This window comes from Streptococcus australis, from assembly GCF_019930045.1.
Classification (GTDB): Bacteria; Bacillota; Bacilli; order Lactobacillales; family Streptococcaceae; genus Streptococcus; species Streptococcus australis_D.
In genome coordinates this window covers 1-23,828 of record NZ_JAHZQQ010000022.1, presented here as the reverse complement: position 1 = coordinate 23,828, position 23,828 = coordinate 1, and the positions used below count along the sequence as shown (strand labels likewise).

24 protein-coding genes are annotated in these 23,828 nt (G+C 43.0%); 2 read left to right on the top strand and 22 right to left on the bottom strand.

The window, feature by feature from the left end:
- Window positions 1–64 precede the first annotated feature (64 nt).
- From K1J10_RS05645 to K1J10_RS05600, 10 genes are all read right to left on the bottom strand, one after another.
- Complete coding sequence (locus K1J10_RS05645; protein ID WP_223356148.1) at window positions 65–637, bottom strand: hypothetical protein; 573 nt, start codon at window positions 635–637, stop codon at window positions 65–67.
- 20 nt (window positions 638–657) lie between these two features.
- Entirely contained in the window at window positions 658–2,070 is a 1,413-nt protein-coding gene (gene sufB, locus K1J10_RS05640) for a Fe-S cluster assembly protein SufB (RefSeq protein WP_006594961.1), read from the bottom strand.
- Window positions 2,071–2,215: 145 nt separating this feature from the next.
- Window positions 2,216–2,650 (bottom strand): Fe-S cluster assembly sulfur transfer protein SufU, encoded by a 435-nt coding sequence (gene sufU / locus K1J10_RS05635; RefSeq protein ID WP_125335834.1) that lies wholly within the window; start codon window positions 2,648–2,650, stop codon window positions 2,216–2,218.
- A complete protein-coding gene (locus K1J10_RS05630) occupies window positions 2,637–3,863 on the bottom strand; it encodes a cysteine desulfurase (protein WP_125335832.1) in 1,227 nt (408 codons plus the stop codon). Before K1J10_RS05630 ends, sufU begins: the two co-directional genes overlap by 14 nt.
- A 2-nt stretch (window positions 3,864–3,865) precedes the next feature.
- Entirely contained in the window at window positions 3,866–5,128 is a 1,263-nt protein-coding gene (gene sufD / locus K1J10_RS05625) for a Fe-S cluster assembly protein SufD (protein ID WP_006594964.1), read from the bottom strand.
- A gap of 41 nt (window positions 5,129–5,169) precedes the next feature.
- Complete coding sequence (gene sufC / locus K1J10_RS05620; RefSeq protein WP_223356147.1) at window positions 5,170–5,940, bottom strand: Fe-S cluster assembly ATPase SufC; 771 nt, start codon at window positions 5,938–5,940, stop codon at window positions 5,170–5,172.
- Window positions 5,941–6,026: 86 nt separating this feature from the next.
- Entirely contained in the window at window positions 6,027–7,184 is a 1,158-nt protein-coding gene (locus K1J10_RS05615; protein WP_223356146.1) for a glycosyltransferase family 4 protein, read from the bottom strand.
- Complete coding sequence (gene mecA, locus K1J10_RS05610; protein WP_061564740.1) at window positions 7,181–7,927, bottom strand: adaptor protein MecA; 747 nt, start codon at window positions 7,925–7,927, stop codon at window positions 7,181–7,183. The genes K1J10_RS05615 and mecA overlap by 4 nt, the downstream gene beginning before the upstream one ends.
- Before the next feature lie 165 nt (window positions 7,928–8,092).
- A complete protein-coding gene (locus K1J10_RS05605) occupies window positions 8,093–8,929 on the bottom strand; it encodes an undecaprenyl-diphosphate phosphatase (RefSeq protein WP_061564739.1) in 837 nt (278 codons plus the stop codon).
- A 313-nt stretch (window positions 8,930–9,242) separates the two neighbouring features.
- Window positions 9,243–11,150 carry a DUF2207 domain-containing protein gene (locus K1J10_RS05600; protein ID WP_223356145.1) on the bottom strand — a complete coding sequence of 636 codons (1,908 nt, stop codon included), beginning with the start codon at window positions 11,148–11,150 and terminating at the stop codon, window positions 9,243–9,245.
- A 120-nt stretch (window positions 11,151–11,270) separates the two neighbouring features.
- Between K1J10_RS05600 and K1J10_RS05595 the strand changes: the two genes are divergently transcribed.
- Entirely contained in the window at window positions 11,271–12,833 is a 1,563-nt protein-coding gene (locus K1J10_RS05595) for an ABC transporter substrate-binding protein/permease (protein WP_048788757.1), read from the top strand.
- Window positions 12,833–13,573 carry an amino acid ABC transporter ATP-binding protein gene (locus K1J10_RS05590; RefSeq protein WP_009732258.1) on the top strand — a complete coding sequence of 247 codons (741 nt, stop codon included), beginning with the start codon at window positions 12,833–12,835 and terminating at the stop codon, window positions 13,571–13,573. The genes K1J10_RS05595 and K1J10_RS05590 overlap by 1 nt, the downstream gene beginning before the upstream one ends.
- A gap of 195 nt (window positions 13,574–13,768) precedes the next feature.
- Here K1J10_RS05590 and K1J10_RS05585 read toward each other — a convergent pair whose 3' ends face one another.
- From K1J10_RS05585 to K1J10_RS05530, 12 genes are all read right to left on the bottom strand, one after another.
- Window positions 13,769–13,984, bottom strand: coding sequence for a capsule biosynthesis transcriptional regulator (locus K1J10_RS05585; protein ID WP_006594972.1), 216 nt, complete (start codon window positions 13,982–13,984; stop codon window positions 13,769–13,771).
- A gap of 109 nt (window positions 13,985–14,093) precedes the next feature.
- Window positions 14,094–14,981: an SPFH domain-containing protein gene (locus K1J10_RS05580; protein ID WP_023022202.1), complete on the bottom strand. Its 888-nt coding sequence runs from the start codon at window positions 14,979–14,981 to the stop codon at window positions 14,094–14,096.
- A gap of 61 nt (window positions 14,982–15,042) precedes the next feature.
- On the bottom strand, window positions 15,043–16,293 hold the full coding sequence (gene ilvA / locus K1J10_RS05575; protein WP_223356144.1) for a threonine ammonia-lyase IlvA: 1,251 nt from the start codon (window positions 16,291–16,293) through the stop codon (window positions 15,043–15,045).
- A 214-nt stretch (window positions 16,294–16,507) separates the two neighbouring features.
- A complete protein-coding gene (gene ilvC / locus K1J10_RS05570) occupies window positions 16,508–17,530 on the bottom strand; it encodes a ketol-acid reductoisomerase (protein WP_223356143.1) in 1,023 nt (340 codons plus the stop codon).
- Window positions 17,531–17,594: 64 nt separating this feature from the next.
- Entirely contained in the window at window positions 17,595–18,071 is a 477-nt protein-coding gene (gene ilvN / locus K1J10_RS05565) for an acetolactate synthase small subunit (protein ID WP_006594976.1), read from the bottom strand.
- Entirely contained in the window at window positions 18,064–19,764 is a 1,701-nt protein-coding gene (locus tag K1J10_RS05560; protein WP_195612263.1) for an acetolactate synthase large subunit, read from the bottom strand. Before K1J10_RS05560 ends, ilvN begins: the two co-directional genes overlap by 8 nt.
- Window positions 19,765–20,106: 342 nt before the next feature.
- Window positions 20,107–20,706 carry a response regulator transcription factor gene (locus tag K1J10_RS05555; protein ID WP_223356142.1) on the bottom strand — a complete coding sequence of 200 codons (600 nt, stop codon included), beginning with the start codon at window positions 20,704–20,706 and terminating at the stop codon, window positions 20,107–20,109.
- Window position 20,707: 1 nt separating this feature from the next.
- Window positions 20,708–21,805 carry a sensor histidine kinase gene (locus tag K1J10_RS05550; protein WP_223356141.1) on the bottom strand — a complete coding sequence of 366 codons (1,098 nt, stop codon included), beginning with the start codon at window positions 21,803–21,805 and terminating at the stop codon, window positions 20,708–20,710.
- Window positions 21,802–22,542 carry an ABC transporter permease gene (locus K1J10_RS05545; protein ID WP_223356140.1) on the bottom strand — a complete coding sequence of 247 codons (741 nt, stop codon included), beginning with the start codon at window positions 22,540–22,542 and terminating at the stop codon, window positions 21,802–21,804. Before K1J10_RS05545 ends, K1J10_RS05550 begins: the two co-directional genes overlap by 4 nt.
- Window positions 22,511–23,428 (bottom strand): ABC transporter ATP-binding protein, encoded by a 918-nt coding sequence (locus tag K1J10_RS05540; protein ID WP_223356139.1) that lies wholly within the window; start codon window positions 23,426–23,428, stop codon window positions 22,511–22,513. The genes K1J10_RS05545 and K1J10_RS05540 overlap by 32 nt, the downstream gene beginning before the upstream one ends.
- The gene (locus K1J10_RS05535; protein ID WP_223356138.1) at window positions 23,415–23,612 is read right to left on the bottom strand and encodes a hypothetical protein; all 198 of its coding nucleotides are present in this window, start codon (window positions 23,610–23,612) and stop codon (window positions 23,415–23,417) included. Before K1J10_RS05535 ends, K1J10_RS05540 begins: the two co-directional genes overlap by 14 nt.
- Window positions 23,609–23,818 (bottom strand): hypothetical protein, encoded by a 210-nt coding sequence (locus tag K1J10_RS05530; protein WP_223356137.1) that lies wholly within the window; start codon window positions 23,816–23,818, stop codon window positions 23,609–23,611. Before K1J10_RS05530 ends, K1J10_RS05535 begins: the two co-directional genes overlap by 4 nt.
- Window positions 23,819–23,828: the final 10 nt, after the last annotated feature.

Here is a 23,828-nt window from a genome sequence, read left to right as displayed (position 1 = left end):
TGCTCATAAACAAAAAAGAGGTCACCCTCTTTTTTTGTTTATTTTATTCCTGTCAACAGAACTTCTATCGAACTTCGAAATAAGGAAAAGCAGTATCGCTGTCTATTGGATGAGTCGGGATTTCTTGTTCAATCACCGCACGCCAACCTGCTACCAATTCTTCAAAAGATAAGCTAGCTTCAGGTGTAGCTGTTGTTAGCTTCCGACCAAACCAAGCCATGGTCGCCGTTTCTAATTGAAGCATGGCATAACTAATCACAGGAACATTTGCAGCTTCGTAATTTTCATTGACTGCACGGGCTACAGCTGGGGCTTGAGGCAAGAGTTGAAGGCGGATTTTTTCTACATGTTCTGGATCCAATTCTTGCCAAGAAATCAATTTCCCATCGACTTGATAATACAAATCAAATGTTTCTTGACCCGGTTTAAAATTCACTAGCATAAAGGCACGATCCGCTTTATCAGGACCGCCAACAGCCTTCACAGCATTGATCAAGAGATTTTGTTCCATCTGTCTCCAATAATCATCTGCTTCTTCAGCTAAATCGTTTGTAAATGGCGGAATAATTTCTTCTGCAGGAATTTCGCCCTTATTCGCTTTTTCAACATTACCAAATAATTTTTTTAGGAATCCCATTGGCTTCTCCTTTTATCCCCTTAACCGACAGACCCTTCCATTTCATAGCTAATCAAGCGGTTGAGCTCAACTGCATATTCCATTGGAAGTTCTTTAGTGAAGGGCTCTACAAATCCCATGACGATCATTTCAGTCGCTTCTGATTCTGATAAACCACGGCTCATGAGGTAATAGAGTTGCTCTTCAGAAATCTTAGATACTTTGGCTTCATGTTCCAAAGCAACTTGCGAATTATGGATTTCATTAAATGGAATGGTATCTGATGCAGATAAGTCATCCATGATAATGGTATCACACTCAATGTGACTGACAGATTTCGCTGAATCTTTATTGAAAGTCACTTGTCCACGGTAGTCAACCTTTCCTCCACCTTTCGCGATGGATTTTGAGACGATTGAAGAGCTGGTATGTGGAGCATTATGGATCATCTTGGCACCAGTATCCTGGTGTTGCCCCGCATTTGCAAAGGCGATAGAAAGCATAGTACCACGTGCGCCTTCTCCATCTAAGTATACAGATGGATATTTCATGGTCGTTTTAGCCCCGAGGTTTCCATCAATCCATTCAACTGTCGCATCTTTAGTCGCTTTGGCCCGTTTGGTTACCAAGTTATAGACATTGTCGGACCAGTTTTGGATAGTCGTATAACGCATGTAAGCTCCATCCAAGGCAAAGATTTCTACAATAGCAGCATGCAAGCTATTGCTTGAATAAGTCGGTGCTGTACATCCTTCTACATAGTGGACGCTAGCGCCTTCGTCAACAATAATCAAAGTCCGCTCAAACTGACCTGTATTTTCATTATTAATCCGGAAGTAGGTCTGCAAAGGAACATCGACCTTTACACCCTTCGGCACATAGATAAAGGTTCCACCTGACCAAACAGCTGAGTTGAGGGCTGCCAACTTATTATCCGTTGGAGGTACCAACTTAGCAAAGTATTGCTTAAACAAGTCTGGGTATTCCTTCAAAGCCGAATCTGTATCGGTAAAAATGATTCCGAGCTTTTGGAATTCTTCCTTCATATTATGGTAAACTACTTCAGACTCATACTGAGCAGCTGCTCCGGCTAGGTAAGCACGCTCTGCTTCTGGAATACCAATCCGTTCGAATGTTTCCTTAATTTTTTCAGGCACTTCATCCCAGCTACGTGCAGGTTTATCAGATGGTTTTTGATAATAAATCAAATCATCAAAATCAATATCTGACAAGTCCGCTCCCCAAGTTTGCATCGGCATTTTTTTAAATGCTTCATAAGACTTCAAACGGAACTCCAGCATCCATTCCGGCTCATTTTTCGCAGCAGACAACTCGCGAATAACCGATTCATTCAACCCTTTTCCTGTTGACAAGATTGGGTCTACATCATCGTGAAAGCCAAATTTATATTCACCAAGATCAATTGGTTTTGGTTCTACTCTTTCTTCTGTCATATCTTTCCTTTCATTTTCTTTTTAGCGCTCTTCCCATGTGATTACTTTTTCTAATCTGGATCATCAGCACCCGAATGTTGATAGCACTTCTCACCAGAAGCTCGGTTAAAAAACAGACTTGAGTCTTCATCACTTTTATTCATCATTAGGCTTGAGCATCGATTGCTTTTTTGAGAGCATTCCAAGCCAGGGTCGAGCACTTGATCCGTTGTGGAAATTTAGCAACCCCAGCTAAAAAGGCTGCATCTCCCAACTGGTCTTGACGGGCATCTTCTTTGCCTTGGACCATTTCTGAAAAAATAGTCGCCAACTCTAGCACTTCTTCCTTGGATTTTCCTAGGACAACGTCCGTCATCATACTAGCAGAAGCCGTCGAAATCGTACAACCTGAGTTGACAAAGGCAATGTCCTTGACTAGTCCTTCATCATCAAACTGAACAGACAAACTAATCACATCGCCACAGGTTGGATTGTTTAAGTTGATTTGTTCAACCCCTTCAATCTTTCCATGGTGGTGGGGATTTTTTGAATGGTCAGCTACTACAGCCATATAGAGGCTATCTAATTTAGAAAGTGCCATTGAAAAACTCCTTTGTTTTTATCAGCGCTTCTACAAGCTTATCACAGTCTTCCTTTGTATTGTAGAAATAAAAGCTAGCTCGAGCAGTCGCTGGAACCTCCAAATACTGGATCAAAGGTTGAGCACAATGGTGGCCTGCCCGAACGGCAACTCCTTCATAATCCAAGGCAGTCGCAAGATCATGAGGATGCAGATCCCCTAAGTTGAAGGAAATCACCCCAGAGCGTTTCGCTAAATCTTGGGAGCCATAGATTTTCAAGCCTTCAATCGCTTGAAGTTTAGGAAAGACGTAGGCAATCAAGTCTTGCTCATGATGCTCAATGGCATCCATGCCAATAGCCTCTAAATAATCAATTGCCGCAGCTAAACCAATTGCGCCAGCCATATTTGGAGTCCCTGCTTCGAATTTCCAAGGGAGTTCCTTCCAGGTTGCGGATTGTTCATAGACAAAGTCAATCATTTCCCCACCAAATTCAACAGGTGACATTTGGTTGAGATAGTGCTCTTTTCCATACAAGACTCCAATCCCTGTCGGTCCAGCCATTTTATGCCCGGAAAAGACAAAGAAGTCTGCATCTAGCTTTTGAACATCAATTTTCATATGGGGGACTGATTGGGCCCCATCCACTACCATAATAGCACCTTTTTCATGGGCCAATTGAGCGAGTTCCTGGATAGGATTAATCACCCCGAGAACGTTAGAAGCATGGGTAATGGAAACAAACTTGGTTCGATCTGTCAATTTTTTTCGAAAATCCTCTAGATCCAAACCACCGTCTTTCAAGTAGGCATAGACCAACTTCGCCCCTGTCTTCCGACAAGCTTCCTGCCAAGGAAGAATGTTGGAATGGTGTTCCATAATAGAGATGAGGACCTCATCCCCCTCTTCGAGGATTTCCTCTGCAAACCGCCCAATCCAGTTCAAGCCTGTCGTAGTCCCTCTCGTAAACAAGACCTCTTTGGTCGAGGAAGCATTTATAAAACGACGGACCGTTTCTCTTGCTGCTTCATAGGATGCGGTCGCCCGTTCAGCCAAAGTATGAACCCCGCGGTGAACATTGGCATTATCCTCTTGGTAATAGCGATTCACCGCTTCTAGGACAGCTTTTGGTTTTTGTGTCGTCGCTGCATTATCTAAATAGACAAGCGGCTCATCATTCACTATTTGATCTAAAATCGGGAAATCTTTCCGAATCTTTTCGACATCTATCATGTTTATCTCTTCAATAATTTATCTTCAATGGTTTGGATCATTTCTTCACGAACTTCTTTGACTGGAATCTCCACGATCACTGATCCAAGGAAACCACGAACCACTAGGCGTTCTGCAGTTGCCTGATCCAAGCCACGGCTCATGAGGTAGTACATGTCTTCTGGATCTACCTGACCGATAGAAGCCGCGTGGCCTGCAGTCACATCATTTTCATCGATCAAAAGAATTGGGTTGGCATCGGAACGAGCTTGGTCAGAAAGCATTAACACACGGCTTTCTTGTTGGGCATCTGCCCCTTTTGCTCCTTTAATAATGTGGCCAATCCCGTTGAAGGTCAAGGTTGCCTTTTCAAGAATGACACCATGTTGGAGAATGTTCCCTACCGAATTGCAACCATAGTTGGTTACACGGGTATCAATCCCTTGTACCTGACGACCACTAGATAGGGCTACGACCTTAAGGTCTGCATGGCTGCCGTTTCCTATCAAGTCACTATCAAAGTCAGCAACGACATTTCCTTCGTTCATGACACCGATTGCCCAGTCAATACTAGCATCCTTGCCTAGTTTCCCACGGCGGCTAATGTAGGCAGTGACATTCTCACCAAGACGATCAATCGCAGCAAACTTCACTTGCGCACCTGAACGGGCAATAACTTCTACTGTGATATTGGCAGTTGCCTTAGCACTACCTTCTCCACGTGACTCTAACCGTTCAAGGTAACTAATCTTACTGTTCTTACCAGCGATAATCAAGATGTGCTTGTTAAATGGCACATCGCTATCACTATCCTGGTAGAAGACACCCTCGATTGGCTCCGCGATTTCTACATGATCTGGAATATAGAGAACAGCTCCACTATTGAAATAAGCTGTGTGGTAGGCTGCCAACTTGTCATCATCATATTTAACGGATGACATGAAAAATTCCTCTACGACCTCTGGAATTACTTCCAGGGCTGAGTGGAAGTCTGTAAAGATGACTCCCTGGTTGGCCAAGTCAACTGGAATCTGTTCAAATACTGTATGAGTTCCATGCTGAACCAATTTTAATTGATTGTCAATCGCAGTGAAGTCTGGCACAGCAGTAAGGGGCTCACTTTCTGTGATCGTTCCATCGCCAAGATTCCAACGATGAAATTTCACGCGTTCAATCACGGGTAGTTCTAAATCATCAATTTTATCAAAAGCCTTCTGGCGCAAGTCCTGCAACCATTGGGGCTCTGCATGCATTTCTGAAAAAAGTTTGATATTTTCTTTGGTCATTTACTCCTCCTCAAAGATCCTGTTCAGTTTTGGACACAAGATTAGAGTTCTTCTTTGTAGTCGTAACCTAACTCTTCTGCTAATTTCGCGTATCCTTCACGCTCCAAACGCACAGCAAGCTCAGGACCACCTGAAAGGACGACACGACCTTCCATCATCACGTGAACCACATCAGGAGTAATGTAGTTTAAAAGACGTTGGTAGTGGGTAATGATCATGGCACCAAAATCTTCGCCACGCATTTCATTGACCCCTTTTGAAACTACTTTAAGGGCATCAATATCCAAACCGGAGTCAATCTCATCAAGGAGGGCAAACTTCGGTTCCAACATCAACAATTGCAGAATCTCATTGCGTTTCTTCTCACCACCTGAGAAACCTTCGTTCAAATAGCGTTCTGCCATTTCTTCCTTCATATTGAGGAGTTCCATTTTCTGGTCTAATTTTGTGATGAATTCACGAACAGAAATTTTTTCGTCCTCTTCTTTGCCTGCATTCATGGCTGCACGAAGGAATTCAGCATTGGTAATTCCTGGAATTTCTGATGGGTATTGCATAGCCAAGAAAAGGCCCATGCGAGCACGCTCATCCACTTCCAATTCAAGGATATTCACTCCATCAAATAGAATTTCACCCTTGGTCACTTCATAGTTTGGATTCCCCATGATCGCTGCAGATAGGGTTGATTTCCCTGTCCCGTTAGGTCCCATGATGGCTGCAATTTCCCCTGTTTTAAGGGTCAAGTTCACGCCTTTTAAAATTTCCTTGCCTTCAATTTCTACATGAAGATCTTTAATCTCTAATACTGACATTTGTATTCCTTTCTGCTATAGAGTTTTGTCTTATCTAGTATAACAAAAAAAAGCCTAAAAGGCTTTTCTGGTGTTTAGAATCGTTCTTATTTAGTCTTGTTTTTTCTATTTTGTCGAACTTCCTCTCGATAGGCAGAATTTCCTATATAGCGTAAGCAATTGAGGAGCGGACTATGGTTAGGACCTAGGACTCCAATCAATTCTGCTAATAATTCAACTCCTAATACCAAACCGATGACAAGCAGAACGCCACCAATACGAGTCGAAATATTCAATAGAAGAGAAATCATAGCAAAAATCATCGAAATTCCATAGATAACCAAGACAGTTCCACGATGCGTTAAGCCCAAAGAAAGTAGGCGATGGTGCAAGTGATTCCGGTCTGGGGCATAGAACTTCTGACCAGAGAGAGTCCGACGAACAATCGCTAAAAAGGTATCCGTAATGGGAACTCCCAAGATAATCATCGGCGTAACAACCGCAACTGCCGTCGCATTCTTAAGACCTTGCAAGGACAAAACAGCGATCATAAAACCAATGAAGAGGGCTCCTGTATCCCCCAAATAAAGAATCGCTGGATGATAATTAAAGGGGAAGAAACCAGCAATGGCCATGACTAAGACAAAAATCGTCATAGTCAGAAAGAGATTGGGCACTGGGAGAAAGAAATGAGAAACAATCCCCATCGTCACCAAGGAAATAATCGAAACCCCGCTGACCAGGCCATCCAAACCATCAATCAAATTGACTGCATTGGTAATCGAAATGATCCAAATGACTGTTAAAATATAGGACAACCAGGGATCAAAATGAAGAAATGGCCCTCCAAAAGGGATCTTGAAATCATTTAAGCGAAAATCTGTAAAGAACCAGATCACACTGGCCCCTAGGAAAATCCCCAACATCTTTAACCGCGGTGATAATTCTTTTATATCATCGATTAAACCAGTCAGGCCAATGATCCATCCTCCAACGACAACTGGCAAAGTATAGGTCAGATAAGATGTCTTGACTACATAGCCTTTGGTAATCATCGGTAGCAATACCACGGTTGCAATAGTAAAAGCAAGAAGAATGGCTAAACCACCAGCGCTGGGCATGGGTTTTTTATTGATCCGACGCGCATTTGGATAGTCTACGGCATCTATTTTAAAGGCCAATAACCTCACAAAGGGAGTTAGAATCAAACTGATCAAAAAAGTTGCAATCAGGACCAGGATAAATTGTAATGGAAAAGTAATCATACCAAATTAACCTTTTGTAGTTCGTGAATAGCATCTGAGACGAGCAAGAGATGACCATGTTCCTGAAGGACAGCTCTAGTAGTATCTGTGTCTTCTGCATATTCACGCATGGTTGCCAAGAGCCAACCTGGATAATCTTGCGGGCACCCTTCCAAATCAATCAAGACGGTTAAATAGTAAATCCCGTCCATTTTATAAAGTTCCGAAGTCTCGACCGCATAATGAACTGTCTTTGTAAACCGAATCACTTCTTCTAACTGAGAGAACTGGAGGATATAATAAATATACCGTGTATCTACTGGATGATTCGGCGTATCTTCTTCTGAAAGCTGATTCTCATCAGCCAATTCCTCAGCTTCTAAATGACGGATAGCATCGCCGTCTCCCTTACTCTTTTCAGAGATGGTTTTTTCCAAGGTCTTGATAAATTCGTCTGGAGACATTTGCGACAATTCTTCCATATCAGGCAAGTCGGAAAAATCTTCAAAATTTAGATGCTGATCAATTTTTGATTTGGTCACAAACACGTCGAGCTTATCCGGCTTAGGAGTCACTCGGAAACTTAACATGCCACTGTCTAAGAAGCTTTCTGGCATTTCCAATTCATCCAAGATGGTATAGAAAAATTCTTCTGTTTTTTCTTGAGGCACCAAAAAATCGGCCATTTCCATGCCTCGTTCTTCTAAATCCTCTAATTGAATCGTGATTTTAATGGTTGAATCACTGATTTGCTTCATCTTCATGACTGCACCTCATACTGTTAGTCTTTCTATTATACTAAAAAGGGACATATTTTTCAAAACATGAGCCCCTACCTCGGATATGAAAAAACCTTAAACAAAAGAGCACTTCCTCCCCCCTCAAACATAGCCATTTGAAGAGAAAGAAGAAGCACTCCTATCTCACGTTTAGATAAAGATTTTAATTACTGCATAGACCAACAAAATCGCTCCCAAAACAATCCGATATTTTCCAAAAACCGTAAAGTCATGAGTTTTAACATAATCTGTCAAGAAGCGAATCGCTACCATACTGACTCCGAAGGCAACTGCCATAGCGACCAAAAGGATTGTTCCTTGGCTGAAGCTTAAAGCATTTCCTCCCAAGACAAACTTAGCGACCTTTAATAGGCTAGCTCCAAACATGGCAGGAATCCCCAGATAGAAGGTAAATTCTGTCACAACAGAACGGCTAACTCCATTGACCAAACCACCTACAATCGTTGCACCTGACCGACTGGTCCCTGGGAAAAGTGACAAGACTTGGAACAAACCAATATAGAGAGCAGTCTTATAAGGCAACTTGTGTAATTCCGTCACTTCTGGTTCTACTTGCTCTCGTTTTTCAAGGTAAATAAAGGCCCACCCATAGGTGATCAGCATGATGGCCACAGAAAAAGAGTTATGAAAATGAACTTCAAACCAATCATCTAATTTAAAGACAAAGAGCAAAGGCAGGGTCGCTACAGCAACCTTGGCCCACAATTGCCAAGTCCGTCTCACCTCTTTTTTCGATTTTCCAGGCTTAAATGGATAAAGCTTGTCGAAGTAAATCACGACGACGGCCATAATAGCACCAAGCTGAATAACAACATTAAACATCTCCATAAAGGCAGGGTTTTGATCCTTAAACTGGATAAAGTCTTGAATCAAAATCAAATGACCTGTACTTGAGATTGGAAGCCACTCGGTGACTCCTTCAACGATTCCAAAAAGAATCGCTTTTATCACTTCAATGATAAACATCTTCTTCTCCTAAACTTACATTTGCTATATTATAACACATTTCTAGCCATAGAACCAGATGTGCTTGCAAGGATGCATAGACTAAAAAAGAGAGTGGGACAGAAATCGGTAATTCGTTAGAATTCGATTTCGTCGTCCCACCTCCGCACAGTTGAGTAGGGCTGTAAAAGCTGATGAAATCAGCGTAGTAGAGCCCACTCAACCACTGCGTCTTGCTCAACAATCCCAAAATAATTGAGAGGCTAGGACTTTTGTCCCAGCCTCTTCTATAAAATTATACACACAACTGTGGCTAGCTAGCACTTGTGCGACTCTAAAAAGCACCGAAGCCACCGCCGCCACCGCCGCCAGAGAAGCCACCACCAGAACTACCGCTTGAAGACACTGTAAAATGACTAGCGGTTGTCGCGGTCGTTCCATAAGTAGACAAGAGATGGCTGGAATGGATCAGATTACTACGAAATGGAGTGTAGACATAGGCATCCATACTTGGGTTGTCTAGGTGGATTTGACGAAGCTTCATCACTTTACTTACTTGATCTGCAAAACCAAATAGAGTGGCATAGACTAACAAGCGATTCCATAAAACTAGCGATTGAACTTCTGCTTCTTCCAAATGAGCGATATCCCGCAACATATTACGGAAACTATCCCAGTAATAGCGCTGTTCTGCACCGAGGTCCGTTGGGACTCCATCCCGTCGATAGAGGGTGAACTTCCCTTGGAAGGATGCCGGAAGAATCCACATTACCAACACATAGATCACACAAAAGATAGAGAGCCAATTCAAGATGAAATAAGCAATTAGACCGGCTACCAAAGCAATGCTCCACGCAGCCCATCCAAAGAAGAGACACATACGGCCTGCACGTTCCTCCCCTACCTCTAAAGGACGGTAGTAAGGAGAAAGGGCAAAGGTTTGGATCTTTTGTTGAACTGCCTGAGCGACACGAGAAATCGCTGCATCAATCCGATCTTGCGCTTGTTTTCCTCGCTTGCGAATGGCATCTTGCTCTTTCTCAGAGGCATATTTATAGAGAGAATCCGAAATTTCATAATCTGAAAACAAGTCATCTGTTCTACAATATTTTTGAGAACCGAAAGCTAGTCTAAGAAATTCGCGCTCAAATTCATCCAATGTATCTTCATTTTGAATGGTTAAAACTGTATGAGTGTCGTATTGCTCACAGATGATATTTTTTCGATCAATCAAATCAAGTAAGGTTGCTTGCACCAACTGATCAAATTTAAAGGCGCCCCGAGCATGTTTTTTGGTTGGAGAAATCTCATCTAGCTCTGTAGAGTATACAATCGAGGCCATTAGTAGAGGCGCAACGTCATTTGGAATCTCATACAAGCGGCTATTTTTTGGGAAAACTCTGGTAGAAGTCACAGATTGCATGAATCGATGACGATAATAAATAGCAAGAAGAAGGATGAACAGAATAAGGATTGGGAGTAGGACCTTCATAAATAGGCGAATCCAGGTCCGTTTTTGAACAATTCCTGCTTCCGTCCGATGATAGTTGGACTCCTCCATCAAACCTGTATCGCGATAGGATTCCCCAAAGGAAGCTATATCCGATTTCCGCCAGTAAGCATAAATCTCAACACCTTCTTTTCGTTTCAGATTCTCTAGAGTAGCCTTATAGTTTGCTTCTTCTTTCTGAACAGTTGCCTCAGCCCCCATATAAGCCGTATGGATATTCAGTTCCGATTTTGAGGCAGCCGTGGCAAATTTCGGGATAACCTGTAACTCTACTTTTTTGACCTCTTGATCCCCATCACTGATTGGTTTCCAGTTCAATAATAGGATATCTTGGTGAACATAGAGCAAGTTTTTTAAGCGCCAGGTAACCTTTATCTTGACAGTATCCCCTGCACTTCCACCGTTATAAATCTTTACCTGATAACCATCGCCAAAATTATGAACTTCTGGTTCTTGCGACAAGGTTCTACCTTCCACTTCCACCAAAGGAGGAATTACTATTTCAAAACCTTGAGGCATTTTACCCGCACTTCCCAAGGTGACATATTGACCATTATAGGAAGTTGTAAAATGATAGACCAATTCTTCCTCATAGGTAGCATCGTCCCAAGTTTCCAAGGTAAGAGTCCCCCGATAAGACTGAACCTCATAGGAAGGACCATCCGCTTTTACAAGACCCGTTACAAATAGACAGGCCATCACTGCCAATAGAACATACAGAATTTTTTTCATTTCCCCTATACTCCTTTGGTTTATTATAGCATTTTTTTATGAAAAGGCTATCAGGTTTGAAAAGTAAACCAATTTCCTGTACAATAAGATGATACTATTTATAAAGGAAGAGGAGACTACATGAAAAAAACAATTTATGCTCTCTTTACCGGACTACTTTTGTGTCTGGGAATGAGCCATATTGTCAAAGCAGATGAGTATCTCCGGATTGGAATGGAGGCTGCGTATGCTCCTTTCAACTGGACTCAAGAAGATGATTCAAATGGAGCTGTAAAGATTGATGGCACCAACCAATATGCCAACGGGTACGATGTTCAAATCGCCAAAAAGGTTGCTGAGGGACTAGGTAAAAAACCTCTGATCGTAAAAACATCTTGGAACGGACTAATTCCAGCCCTCACTTCTGGGAAAATCGATATGATCATCGCCGGGATGAGTCCTACTGCTGAGCGCAAAAAAGAGGTTGCCTTTTCTAATAGCTACTATACTAGTGAGCCAGTCATGCTAGTGCGCAAAGATGGAAACTATGCGAATGCCACTAGTTTAGATGACTTTAAGGATGCCAAGGTCACCTCTCAACAAGGGGTCTACCTCTACTCGCTCATCTCCCAACTCAAGGGTGCAAAACAAGAAACTGCAATGGGAGACTTTGCTCAAATGCGCCAAGCTTTAGAATCTGGTGTTATCGATGCCTATGTTTCTGAGCGTCCAGAAGCCTTGACAGCTGAGTCCGCTAATTCAAAATTTAAGATGATCCAATTCAAAAAAGGATTTGAAGTTGGGGAAGAAGATGCGACCATCGCTATCGGGATGAAGAAGGGTGACGCTAGACTTGACCAAGTCAATGCGGCACTAGCGAAAATTTCATCTGAAGACCAAGTCAAACTCATGGATGATATGATCAAGAAGCAACCAGCTTCCAGCGATGCTAGCGATGATGAGCAGACTTTCTTCAGCCAAATGATGAAGATTTTGAAAGATAATGGCCCACAGTTCTTACGTGGAACTGGTATGACCCTCCTCATCTCCATGACAGGGACCATTGCTGGTTTGATTATCGGTTTGTTGATCGGTGTCTTCCGGACTGCGCCTATGTCTAAAAACAAGGCTCTCGCTGCCTTGCAAACATTCTTTGGTTGGTTCCTCAATGTCTACATTGAAATCTTCCGAGGAACTCCGATGATCGTTCAATCCATGGTTATTTTCTACGGTTCAGCCCAAGCCTTCAACATTTCCTTGGATCGTACCTGGGCCGCCATCTTTATTGTTTCGATCAATACAGGGGCTTATATGAGCGAGATTGTTCGTGGAGGAATCTTAGCAGTGGATACTGGTCAGTTTGAAGCAGCGACTGCTCTAGGAATGACCCATGGACAAACCATGCGCAAGGTCGTCCTTCCTCAAGTTATTCGCAATATCTTGCCAGCGACAGGGAATGAATTTGTCATTAACATCAAGGATACATCTGTCTTGAATGTTATCTCCGTGGTCGAACTTTACTTTACAGGAAATACGGTCGCAACTCAAAACTACCAATACTTCCCAACCTTTACTATTATTGCGGTTATTTACTTTATCCTGACTTTCACTATCACCCGTATCCTTCGTTACATCGAACGTCGCTTAGATTCTGATACCTATACAACAGGTGCCAATCAAATGCAAGTCAAAGAGGTGAAATAATGGCAGAAAAAATACTTGAAATCAAACACTTAAAAAAATCCTACGGTCAAAACGAAGTTTTGAAGGACATCTCTCTTTCTGTTGAGAAGGGCGAAGTAATCTCTATCATTGGGAGCTCTGGTAGTGGGAAATCTACCTTCCTTCGCTCCATCAATCTCTTAGAAACACCGACTGATGGGGAAATCCTCTACCGGGGGCAAAACGTTCTTGATCCTGACTATGATCTCACCCACTATCGGGAAAAATTGGGCATGGTTTTCCAAAGCTTCAACCTATTTGAAAACTTAAATGTCTTAGAAAACACCATTGTCGCTCAGACAACTGTCCTAAAACGGGACCGAGAAACGGCAGAGAAAATTGCTAAAGCGAATTTAGAGAAAGTTGGTATGGGAGAACCTTATTGGGCTGCTCGTCCAAAACAACTTTCAGGAGGGCAAAAACAACGGGTCGCTATCGCTCGTGCTCTCTCTATGGATCCGGATGCTATTCTCTTCGATGAGCCAACCTCTGCTCTGGACCCTGAAATGGTCGGAGAAGTTCTTAAAATTATGCAAGACTTAGCCAAAGAAGGCTTAACCATGATCGTGGTAACCCACGAAATGGAATTTGCACGAGACGTCTCAAGTCGTGTGATCTTTATGGACAAGGGGGTCATCGCTGAACAAGGTGATCCGAAAGAAATCTTTACCAATCCAAAGGAAGAACGGACCAAAGAATTCTTACAACGTTTCTTAAACTAAAACAAACTCCCTCACTGGAAATCCTTCCGATGAGGGAGTTTTTAAATACCATCAATTGAAAGAAAGATTCCACACATAAACTTGTTGAAATCCTTTGATAGATATGAAGAAAACTAGTGATACTTTCCTACGATATCCTGATTTATACTATATAAAAAGAAGGGAAGCTTTTCCCCTTCTTTTTTATATGTAAGATTAATTTTCGAATTTTTGATGATTCTTATCATAAAAATCGATCAAGCCAAGCGCAGTTTCAAACGAAATGTTCTTCACTTTTGCACGACCTTGCGCAAGTGCAATGATAGACATTTCACGGGCGTTCGTTTCTTTACTAATACGATAGCCAGTGATTTTTTTATCACGTACCCAACCAACAACTGATTCCACTTTTTCGAAGTTCGATTTAGCCATGATTCTTCTCCTATATTATTATTTCCAATACTAATATAAAATTTTTTACATATTTTGTCAACCATAATAGCTGAAAATACGAACAATTTTAAAAAAGTCAGATATTTTGTTATTTAGCTTTTAAAGCTGAGAGGATTTGGGTGCGAATATTCTCTACGCCATCCGGATTTGCTGGCAAGAAGAGGGTATTGGTGCCTTGTTTTTCTGCAAAATTATTCAAAGTATCCAAATATTGGTTGGTCAAAAGAATCGACATGATCTGTTCTTCTGTCAAATTCACATTGGTGTCTTTCAATTCCTTGATAGAATCTGCCAAACCATCTACAATGGCCTTCCGTTGCTCTGCAATACCGACCCCGTGAAGGCGATCTTTTTCAGCTTCTGCTTCGGCTGCGGTAACAATCTTAATCTTATCAGCTTCAGCCAATTCTTGGGCAGCCACACGTTTCCGTTGAGCAGCGTTGATTTCATTCATTGACTGCTTCACTTCAGCATCTGGTTCAACTTTAGTAATCAAGGTTTTTACGATAATGTAACCATAGGTCGACATTTCTTCAGCTACTTGTTTTTGAACCTCAAGGGCGATTTCATCTTTTTTCTCGAACAATTCATCCAAGGTCAACTTTGGAACAGATGAGCGCAAGGCATCTTCGATGTAAGATTTGATCTGAGCTTCTGGGCGCATCAATTTGTAGTAAGCATCCGTTACATTGTTTTCATTTACGCGGTATTGTGTCGCTACATTCATGGTAACGAATACATTATCCTGTGTCTTAGTTTCGACTACAATCTCGCTTTGCAAGAGACGCAATTGCACACGCGCCGCAATTTTATCGATTCCAAATGGTGCACGGACATGAATCCCACTGTTGCTGATCTTTTGATAGCGTCCAAAACGCTCAATAATCGCAACAGATTGTTGTTTCACCACATAGAGCGAGCTAATGAATACAGTAGCTCCAACTACTAGAATAGCCAATAGAAAAATCCAAATCATTTCCTGATTCTCCTTTATATTTTATTTACTTTTTAGAAGTGGTTCTTTGTTAAAGAATCCATCATACCAACATGTTATAGAGGGTTTCATTTCCATTTAAGTTAATGAAAGAAGGGTCGAATTGTTCAATCCGATTGATCAGTCCTGCATAGTCATGCTTATCTGCCAAAGCGACACCAATCAAGACTGGCCCAGTCCCTTTACTTGCCCGTTTGATATACTCAAACCGCGTGATATCGTCATTTGGACCTAAGATATCATTTACAAACTCTCTCAAAGCTCCTGGACGTTGCGGGAAGTTGACGATGAAGTAGTGTTTGATACCATCATAGATCAAGGCCCGCTCTTCCATCTCTGGCATCCGGTTAATGTCATTGTTCCCACCAGAAATCACACAACAAATGGTCTTCCCTTTGATATACTCTCTCAACACTTCCAAAGCTGCAACACTGGCAGCTCCAGCTGGTTCTGCAACCAAACCTTGCTTAGAATATAGATCAATCAAGGTCTCAGAGATCAAGCCCTCGTTGACGCCAATCAAGGTCTCAACATTTTTTTTCGTTGCTTCATAAGTCAACTGACCAACCTTTTGAACAGCAATTCCATCCGCAAACTTATCAATCTGTTTGAGTTTTACCGGGCCTCCAGCTTCAAAGGCTGCCTTCATCGACCGAGCACCATCTGCTTCAATCCCAATAACCTCGATGTCCGGCGCTTGTTCCTTAATATAGGTGGATACTCCGGCGATGAGGCCTCCCCCACCAACCGGTACTAACACCGCATCGAAGTCGATGGATTCTTTTTTAGCTTCCTCTAGAATTTCATAAGCTACAGTTCCTTGACCCGCTTGGACATTGGCATCATCAAATGGATCAATGAAGGTACAGTTTTTAAGTTCAGTATATTCCTGCGCCGCCTTAGAAGAAGCATCAAAAGTATCTCCTACTAATTTAATGGTCACGTACTCTCCACCGAAGAAACGAACCTGGCTAATCTTTTGCTGAGGTGTCGTAATCGGCATAAAGATGGTCGCTGGGATTTTCATCTCCCGGCAGGTGTAGGCAACTCCTTGAGCGTGGTTGCCCGCTGAGGCACAGACCACTCCTCGTTCTCTCTCTTTCGCATGTAACTGAGAAATCGCGTAGTAGGCTCCACGAATCTTAAAGGAACGAACCCGTTGCGCATTTTCCTTCTTTAAATAGATTTTTGCTCCATACTTATCAGATAAATAATGATCATAATCTAAGGGAGTCTCAACAACCACACCCTTTAAGACCTTGTGGGCTTTTATGATATCTTTCGATGTTATCATGATCTTCCTCTTCTTCTCCTTATTTCATCTAATTATATCAAAAGACTGCAAAAATTTCAGCGTGTTTTCCAAATTTTCAGAAAAATCACCCAAAATGTTCGATATGGCACGTCTCTTCATACAGATTCTGCTAAATGGTTGAAAATACCTTCCAAACCATCTCTCTATTGATGAAAAAGAAGTTGGGATTTCTCCCAACTTCACCATCACCTCATTAGTTATAGATTTTAAAGGCGTCGTCGTCATTTTTTCCAACGAATGGCATTGCTTTACGCAATTCAGCACCAACTTTTTCGATTTCAAGGTTAGCCGCTTGTTCACGGTAAGCAGTCAATTTTGGACGACCAGCTTTGTAGTCGTTGACAAAGTCGTTGGCGAATGTACCATTTTGGATATCCGCAAGAACGGCTTTCATGTTTTCTTTCACTTGCTCAGTAATGACACGTGGACCTGACACGTAGTCACCGTATTCAGCAGTGTTAGAGATTGATTGACGCATTTTCTTGAATCCACCTTCGTAGATTAAGTCAACGATGAGTTTCATTTCGTGAAGTACTTCAAAGTAAGCCAATTCTGGAGCGTATCCAGCTTCCGTCAAGACTTCAAAACCAGCTTCAATAAGGGCAGTCAAACCACCACAGAGAACGGCTTGTTCACCAAACAAATCTTCTTCAGTTTCTTCTTTATAAGTTGTTTCCAAAAGACCAACGCGTGCTGAACCAACACCTTTACACCAGTCCATGGCGATATCTTTAGCATTTCCTGTAGCATCTTGGTAGACAGCGTAAAGTGCAGGAACACCAAATCCTTCTTCATACGTACGACGTACCAAATGACCAGGTCCTTTAGGCGCACACATGAAGACATCTACATCTGCAGGAACTTTGATGAATTCGAAATGGATGTTGAAACCATGTGCAAATCCAACAGCATTACCAGCTTCCAAGTTTGGAGCAATTTCTGCTTCGTACAATTCTTGTTGGATTTCGTCTGGAGCCAAGATCATGATAACGTCAGCCAATTTAGTTGCTTCTGCTACTGTGTAAGTATCAAAGCCATCTTCTTTTGCTTTATCAAAAGATTTACCTGGACGTACACCGATGATCACATCATGACCTGAGTCACGCAAGTTTTGCGCGTGGGCATGACCCTGTGATCCATAACCGATAACGGCGATTTTTTTACCGTCAAGTGCTGCTACTTTTACATCTTTTTCGTATTCCATTTGAACTGCCATAGTTTTTTCTCTCTTTTCTATTTTTATTGCCTATTAGGCTATTTTAACAAATTTAGGTTGGATTTTAATCGCGGGTAAAGCCAGTTGCACCCGTCCGTGCGACATTTTTAATCCCATAAGGACGAATGACACGCAAGAGAGCTTCGTTCTTCTCTGCATTTCCTGTCATCTGCACGGTGATGGAACTTGGAGCCACGTCTACCACAGTCGCGCGGAAGGGCTGGATAATAGCCAGCAATTCTGCCCGTTTCTCTGCTGGTGCAGAGACCTTGATCAGAATCACTTCACGCTCGAGGTGAGGTTTATCTGTAATGTCTCGGACGCGAATCACATCGACCTGGCGATTGAGTTGCTTGATGATTTGTTCGACTTCATCATGAGATGCAACATCAATGATGATGGTAATCCGCGATACATTCGGATTTTCTGTTGCTCCCACTGAGATGCTCTCAATGTTGACTTGTCGTCTAGACAAGACACCGGTAAAGCGGTTGAGAACCCCAGACCGGTTTTGAAGTTTGGCTGTTAACATTCTACGCATTAAACTTCACCCCCAACATCTCATGATTGCTCTTACCAGCTGGTACCATTGGTAGAACGTGTTCTTTCCGAGAAATGTCAATCTCGATGAACATTGGTACATCTTCGGTAATGACTTCCAAATCCTTCTCAAGGGTTTCGGGATTGTCAAATTTGTAGTTCTTAATCCCATAGGCTTGCGCCATCAATTGGAAGTCTGGCAAGGTTTCAAAGACGGACTCTGATGTTCGTCCATCATAGAAGGCTTCTTGCCACTGCCGAACCATCCCAAGTGAATGGTTATTGAGCATGATGACCTTGATCGGAATCTTGTAAACATTCAAGATTGCCAATTCTTGGTTGGTCATCTGGAAGCCACCATCTCCGACAAAGAGCACGACTTCTTTGTCTGGATTGGCAATCTTAGCACCAATGGCAGCTGGTACACCGAATCCCATAGTCCCTAGACCACCAGAAGTCACTAATTGCCGTTCGTTTTGATATGGGTAGTACTGAGCTGCCCACATTTGGTGTTGGCCAACGTCTGTCACGACGATGGCATCCCCCTTGGTCAACTCACCCACGCGTTCAATAACTGCTTGGGGTTGGACCACGCGTTCTTTCTTATCGTAAGAACGAACCCGGTTCTTATCTTTTGTGACCTTTTCGATCCATTTCTCCGTATTGTTGTGAACGACTGGCTCTGTCAACAACTGTTGTAAAGCTTTCTTCGCATCACCAACGACGGGAATATCGACTGCAATGATTTTACCAATCTCTGCTGGGTCAATATCAATATGAGCGACTTTGGCATTCTTCGCAAAGGTCTTTGGATTTCCTGTCAGACGGTCATCGAAACGACAGCCAATACTGATCATGAAATCCGCTTCGGTCATGGCAATGTTGGCCGCAAAGGAACCGTGCATCCCACCCATTCCAAGGAAGAGAGGATGGTTTGTCGCAATCGTTCCCTGACCTAAAAGGCTAGTCACTACAGGGATCTGGTAGCGTTCTGCTAAGGCTACCAATTCTTCTGCCGCTTCCGCATAGCTAACGCCACCCCCAGCCAAAAGGACTGGTTTCTTAGCCTTGCCCAATTGTTTCAAGATTTTCTTAATCTGCAATTCATTTGGCTCAATGGTCGGTTGGTAACTTGGAATGTTGATTGCTGGGTTGAATATATAATCTGTTTCTAAGGCAGAGACATCTTTTGGAAGGTCAATGACGACAGGACCTGGACGACCAGTTGTCGCAATATGGACCGCTTCAGTAATAATCCGTGGAATATCTGCTGTCTCTCGTACTTGGTAATTGTACTTGGTGATTGGCATGGTAATCCCAACAATATCTGCCTCTTGGAAGGCATCCTTCCCGATACCGGAACGGTTGACCTGACCAGTAAACACAAGAAGAGGGACACTATCACTCATGGCATCAGCAATACCTGTAATAGCATTGGTTGCCCCAGGTCCACTAGTGACGACTGCGACACCCAACTTTCCAGTTGATTTGGCGTAGCCTTCAGCTTCATGCAAGCACCCTTGTTCATGTCGGCCAAGAATGTGTTTGATCCCTTTAAAACTATAAATAGCATCGTAAAGGGGCAAAACGGCTCCACCCGGGTACCCAAAAATGGTATCAATCCCGAGATCCCGAAGCGTTTCTAGCACAAGCTCTGAACCTGTCTTTGCAGTTTCTAAGGTAATTTTCTCCATGTCTCTCCTTTCTGTTTCTTTGATTATCAAATGAGCATGCTACTATCATACCATTTTTGGAAAATATTTCAAGGAAAAATCACAAATTTTCTGAATTTTCTATCCAAATCCGAATAATGAGATTTCTCCTGAAAAAAGAACAATCCAATCAAAAAAGAGAGTGGGACAGAAATCGGTAATTCGTTAGAATTCGATTTCGTCGTCCCACCTCCGCACAGTTGAGTAGGGCTGTAAAAGCTGATGAAATCAGCGTAGTAGAGCCCACTCAACCACTGCGTCTTGCTCGACAATCCAAAGACAATTGAGAGGCTAGGACTTTTGTCCCAGCCTCTCTTTGCTTGCTTATAGCCAGCCCCTTTCTTGGGCAATCTTTGCTGCCTCGGTCCGGTTCTCTGCATCCAACTTGGTCAGAATGGCTGACATATAATTGCGGATGGTCCCGTTAGAGAGAAATAACCGATCAGCAATTTCTTGATTAGAAGCTCCCTTTGCAACTTCTTTTAGGACCGCTTGCTCCTGAGAGCTTAGAGGATTGGGATGGGTCAAGATTCCCTCCATTAATTCAGGAGAATATTCTTTTTGACCTGCCAAAACGGTATGCAGGGTCCCCATCAAGTCCGTGATGCGGCGTTCTTTTAGAACATAGGCATCGACTCCAGCCTTCAGGGCCCGCTCAAAGTAACCCGGTCGCTTAAAGGTAGTAACGATGACAACCTTGAGCTGGGGTTGTTGACTTTTGGCCCATTCCAACACTTCTAGCCCTGTTTTGATGGGCATCTCAATATCTAAAATAGCAATATCGACTGGATGGGTTTCGAGTAAGCGAATAGCTTCTTGCCCGTCTCCAGCCTGCAAGACTTCTTCTACATCCTCTTGCAAAAGCAAGAGCTGACAGAAGGCATCGCGTAACATACTTTGGTCTTCAGCAACTAATAAGCGCATCTTATTTCCTTTCTTGATAGGGGATCCGTATTTCTATCCGGGTTGGCTTGTGACGACGACTGATCTCTAACTCTCCTCCCAATAAGGCAATCCGTTCGCGGATCGAGTGCAAGTCCTTGTCAGAGACTTTGTCAAAGCCAATCCCATCATCTTCTGCGATCATTTCTACACCTGTTTCGGTGGAGCGATAAGATAGAAGAGCTTGCGTTGCTTTGGCATGTTTGATCATATTAGTGGCCAATTCCAGAGACACCATGGCTAGAGCAGACTCCAAAATTGGCGAGATGCTGGCTGTATCGAGCTCATTCTGAATTTCTACTTTGACTTGCGCCACTTCTAGCATTTGCTGGACAGTTTCTAGCTCTCTTGCCAGGGTTCGCTGCTTCAAGTTCTCCACAATCTCTCGGACTTGGTGCATGGACTCTTGACTGATGGCTTGAATCTCTTGCACCTGCTCCTGCGCCTTCTCAACCTGACCGATTGTTAAGAACTGATCAGCCAGGTCTGCCTTGACACTGAGCATGGCAAAGGTGTGGCCTAGACTATCATGCAGATCGCGGCCAATCCGATGGCGCTCGTTTTCTGCCAGCAAGAGATTGATTTGAGCGTTTTGCTTGGCATGGTCAGCTTTCAGCTCTTCCACCATCTGAATCCGGATCATGCCATAGGTCATGGCATGGGTAAAAAAGAAAATAATGATTAAAAATACCCATTCATACTCCATCGCACTCTGTTTGAAAAAGATGGCCCCAAAAAGCAGGAATTGCGATAGAAAAACTGTCCAAAGATAGGGAGAGCGAAAATTGCGAATCTCAAAGTGATAGACCAATAGGTTGCTGATGAAGAAATAAAACCAAAAATAGTTGGCGTTAATAAAAAGAGTATTTCCTGCTACATAGGCTAGGAGGTACAGCCAACAAATCCAGGTCAGCTTTTTGTTTTCAGTAATCAAGACTCCTAGATAGGAAGCAATAAACAAGAGGGCTAAAAAGAAGTGCCAGTAGGGGACCTCCCCTAATAAAATAGAGATAAAGGGAAAGCCCATAAAGACTAGGCTAGCGTAAAACATATAATGGATACGCTTGAGTTTTTCAATCATGAACGAACCTCAGAATGACGACGATAAACAATGACAAGGGTAAAGAAGACCAGGGTAAACAAGGTTAAATAGACACTAGCGAGAACATTGATCTGCCCCTTGTTTAAAAAGGTCTTGATCAGCTCCATCAATTGATAGGTTGGTAGGCATTTGCCGATGGCTTGCATCCATTCTGGAAAGAGACTAATCGGCATCCATAGGCCACCCATAACAGCCAGTCCCATGTAAAGGAGATTGCCCACAACAGACATCAATTGACTGGAAGGAAGCAGGGTCAAGACCAGACCGATAGCCACAAACGCTAGGCTCCCTAGGATAAGAAGGAAGGCTGCTAAGACCCAATCCTGTAGAGACATGTTCACATGTCGCACCACATGACCCACGGTAAAGACGACCCCAATCGATAGGAGAAAATCGACAAAGAGACCCACAACCTTTATTAGATAATATTCTACCATAGATACCGGGGTATGGCGCAAGACTTTTTGCCAATTGTTGAGTCGATCGGTTTCAAGAACTGTTGGAAAAGAAAAGATAGCCGTAGACATCATGGAAAAAGCCGTCATAGAAAGGAGATAATCCCTCATAAAGTGAGCGGGCGCCCCTGGTGTGTCCTGGTACATCCCTGAAAAGAAGAGATAAAAGGCTGTGGGCATCCCAATTGATAACAAGTAATAAATGGCTTGGCGTCTAGTCAAATGCCACTCAACCACGCCGAGAGCTTTCATGCGTTTCATCTTCTCTACCTACTTCCTTTGTATTTTCAAAAATAGAATCCAATAAACTTCTATTGGTCACCTCGATCTCTTGGATCGAACATCCTTCTTCCTGCAATCGAGTCCACAAACGATTGGCATTGCCTGTCACGACCTGAAGAGCATCGGGTTTGACCGTCACTTGACCAATCCCTTCCATCTCGGCCACTAGACCTTGGTAGCGTAGTGGCAGAGTGAAATGTTTTTCTACCTCTTCGCTTCTCATAGCGAGAGGTGTCGTATCCCGAAGCAAATGGCCCTGGTGCAAGACCAAAATCCGATCAGCTGTATGCTCTACTTCCTCGATGTAATGGGAAGAATAGACTATAGTCACACCTTGGTCCTTTAAATGCCCGACGATCTCCCAAAAGCGTTGGCGAGTGGACGTATCCATGGCAGCCGTTGGCTCATCCAGAAACAGAAGACTGGGACGACCAATCAAGGTCAACACAAAGGATAAAAGACGCTTTTGCCCACCAGATAGCTTACTGGCTAATTGCTTCTTTTGTTCTGGAGTAAAACGCAATAAATCATCGATGGCATTGACCGTTAAAGGGTTGGGATAAATGGAGCGAAAGAAACTGATCAGTTCCTGCACAGTTAGCTTTTGCACGATGGCATTCTCTTGAGGGAGATAGGAGATACTAGCCTTTAACTGAGGATGACCAGGAGCTTTTCCCTCTATTTCAATGATCCCAGAAGTCGCCTTCCTATCTCCTAGGAGGCAATCCATCAAGGTTGTCTTCCCTGCCCCGTTTGGCCCAATCAAGGCCAGGCAGTCCCCTCTCTCGACTGTAAAAGAAAGATCTTCTAGGATCACCTTTCCTTTGATACTTTTGTTCAAGTTCTCTACACTAATGATACTCATGAGACTCTCCTTTCAACCAAATCTGGCCAGCTGGAATGATGACATAGACGACCAAGGTCACTCCCCAAACCGTTTGGAAAAACCAGCTAGGAAAATGGGCAGAAAACCAGCCCGTCACCATCTCAGTTGCCCAAAGGAGCAAACACAAAACAGCTACCAATCCAATTTCAAGTTTCTTTTTCATTGCTCCATCTCCTTTTTAACAGCCTTGACCATTTTCAATCCTTCTTGGACCGCCCAGCTCATGATGCCAATCCCAGCAAATAATTCCCAAGGGAAATGGTAATAGAGACTATCATCCTTTGAAAAGATTAAATAGACGAGGTAGTGTACAATAAGTTGTGTAAACACAAAAAGGAATAAATCCTGTATAGTAGAGTTGCAACACATTTACTAGAAA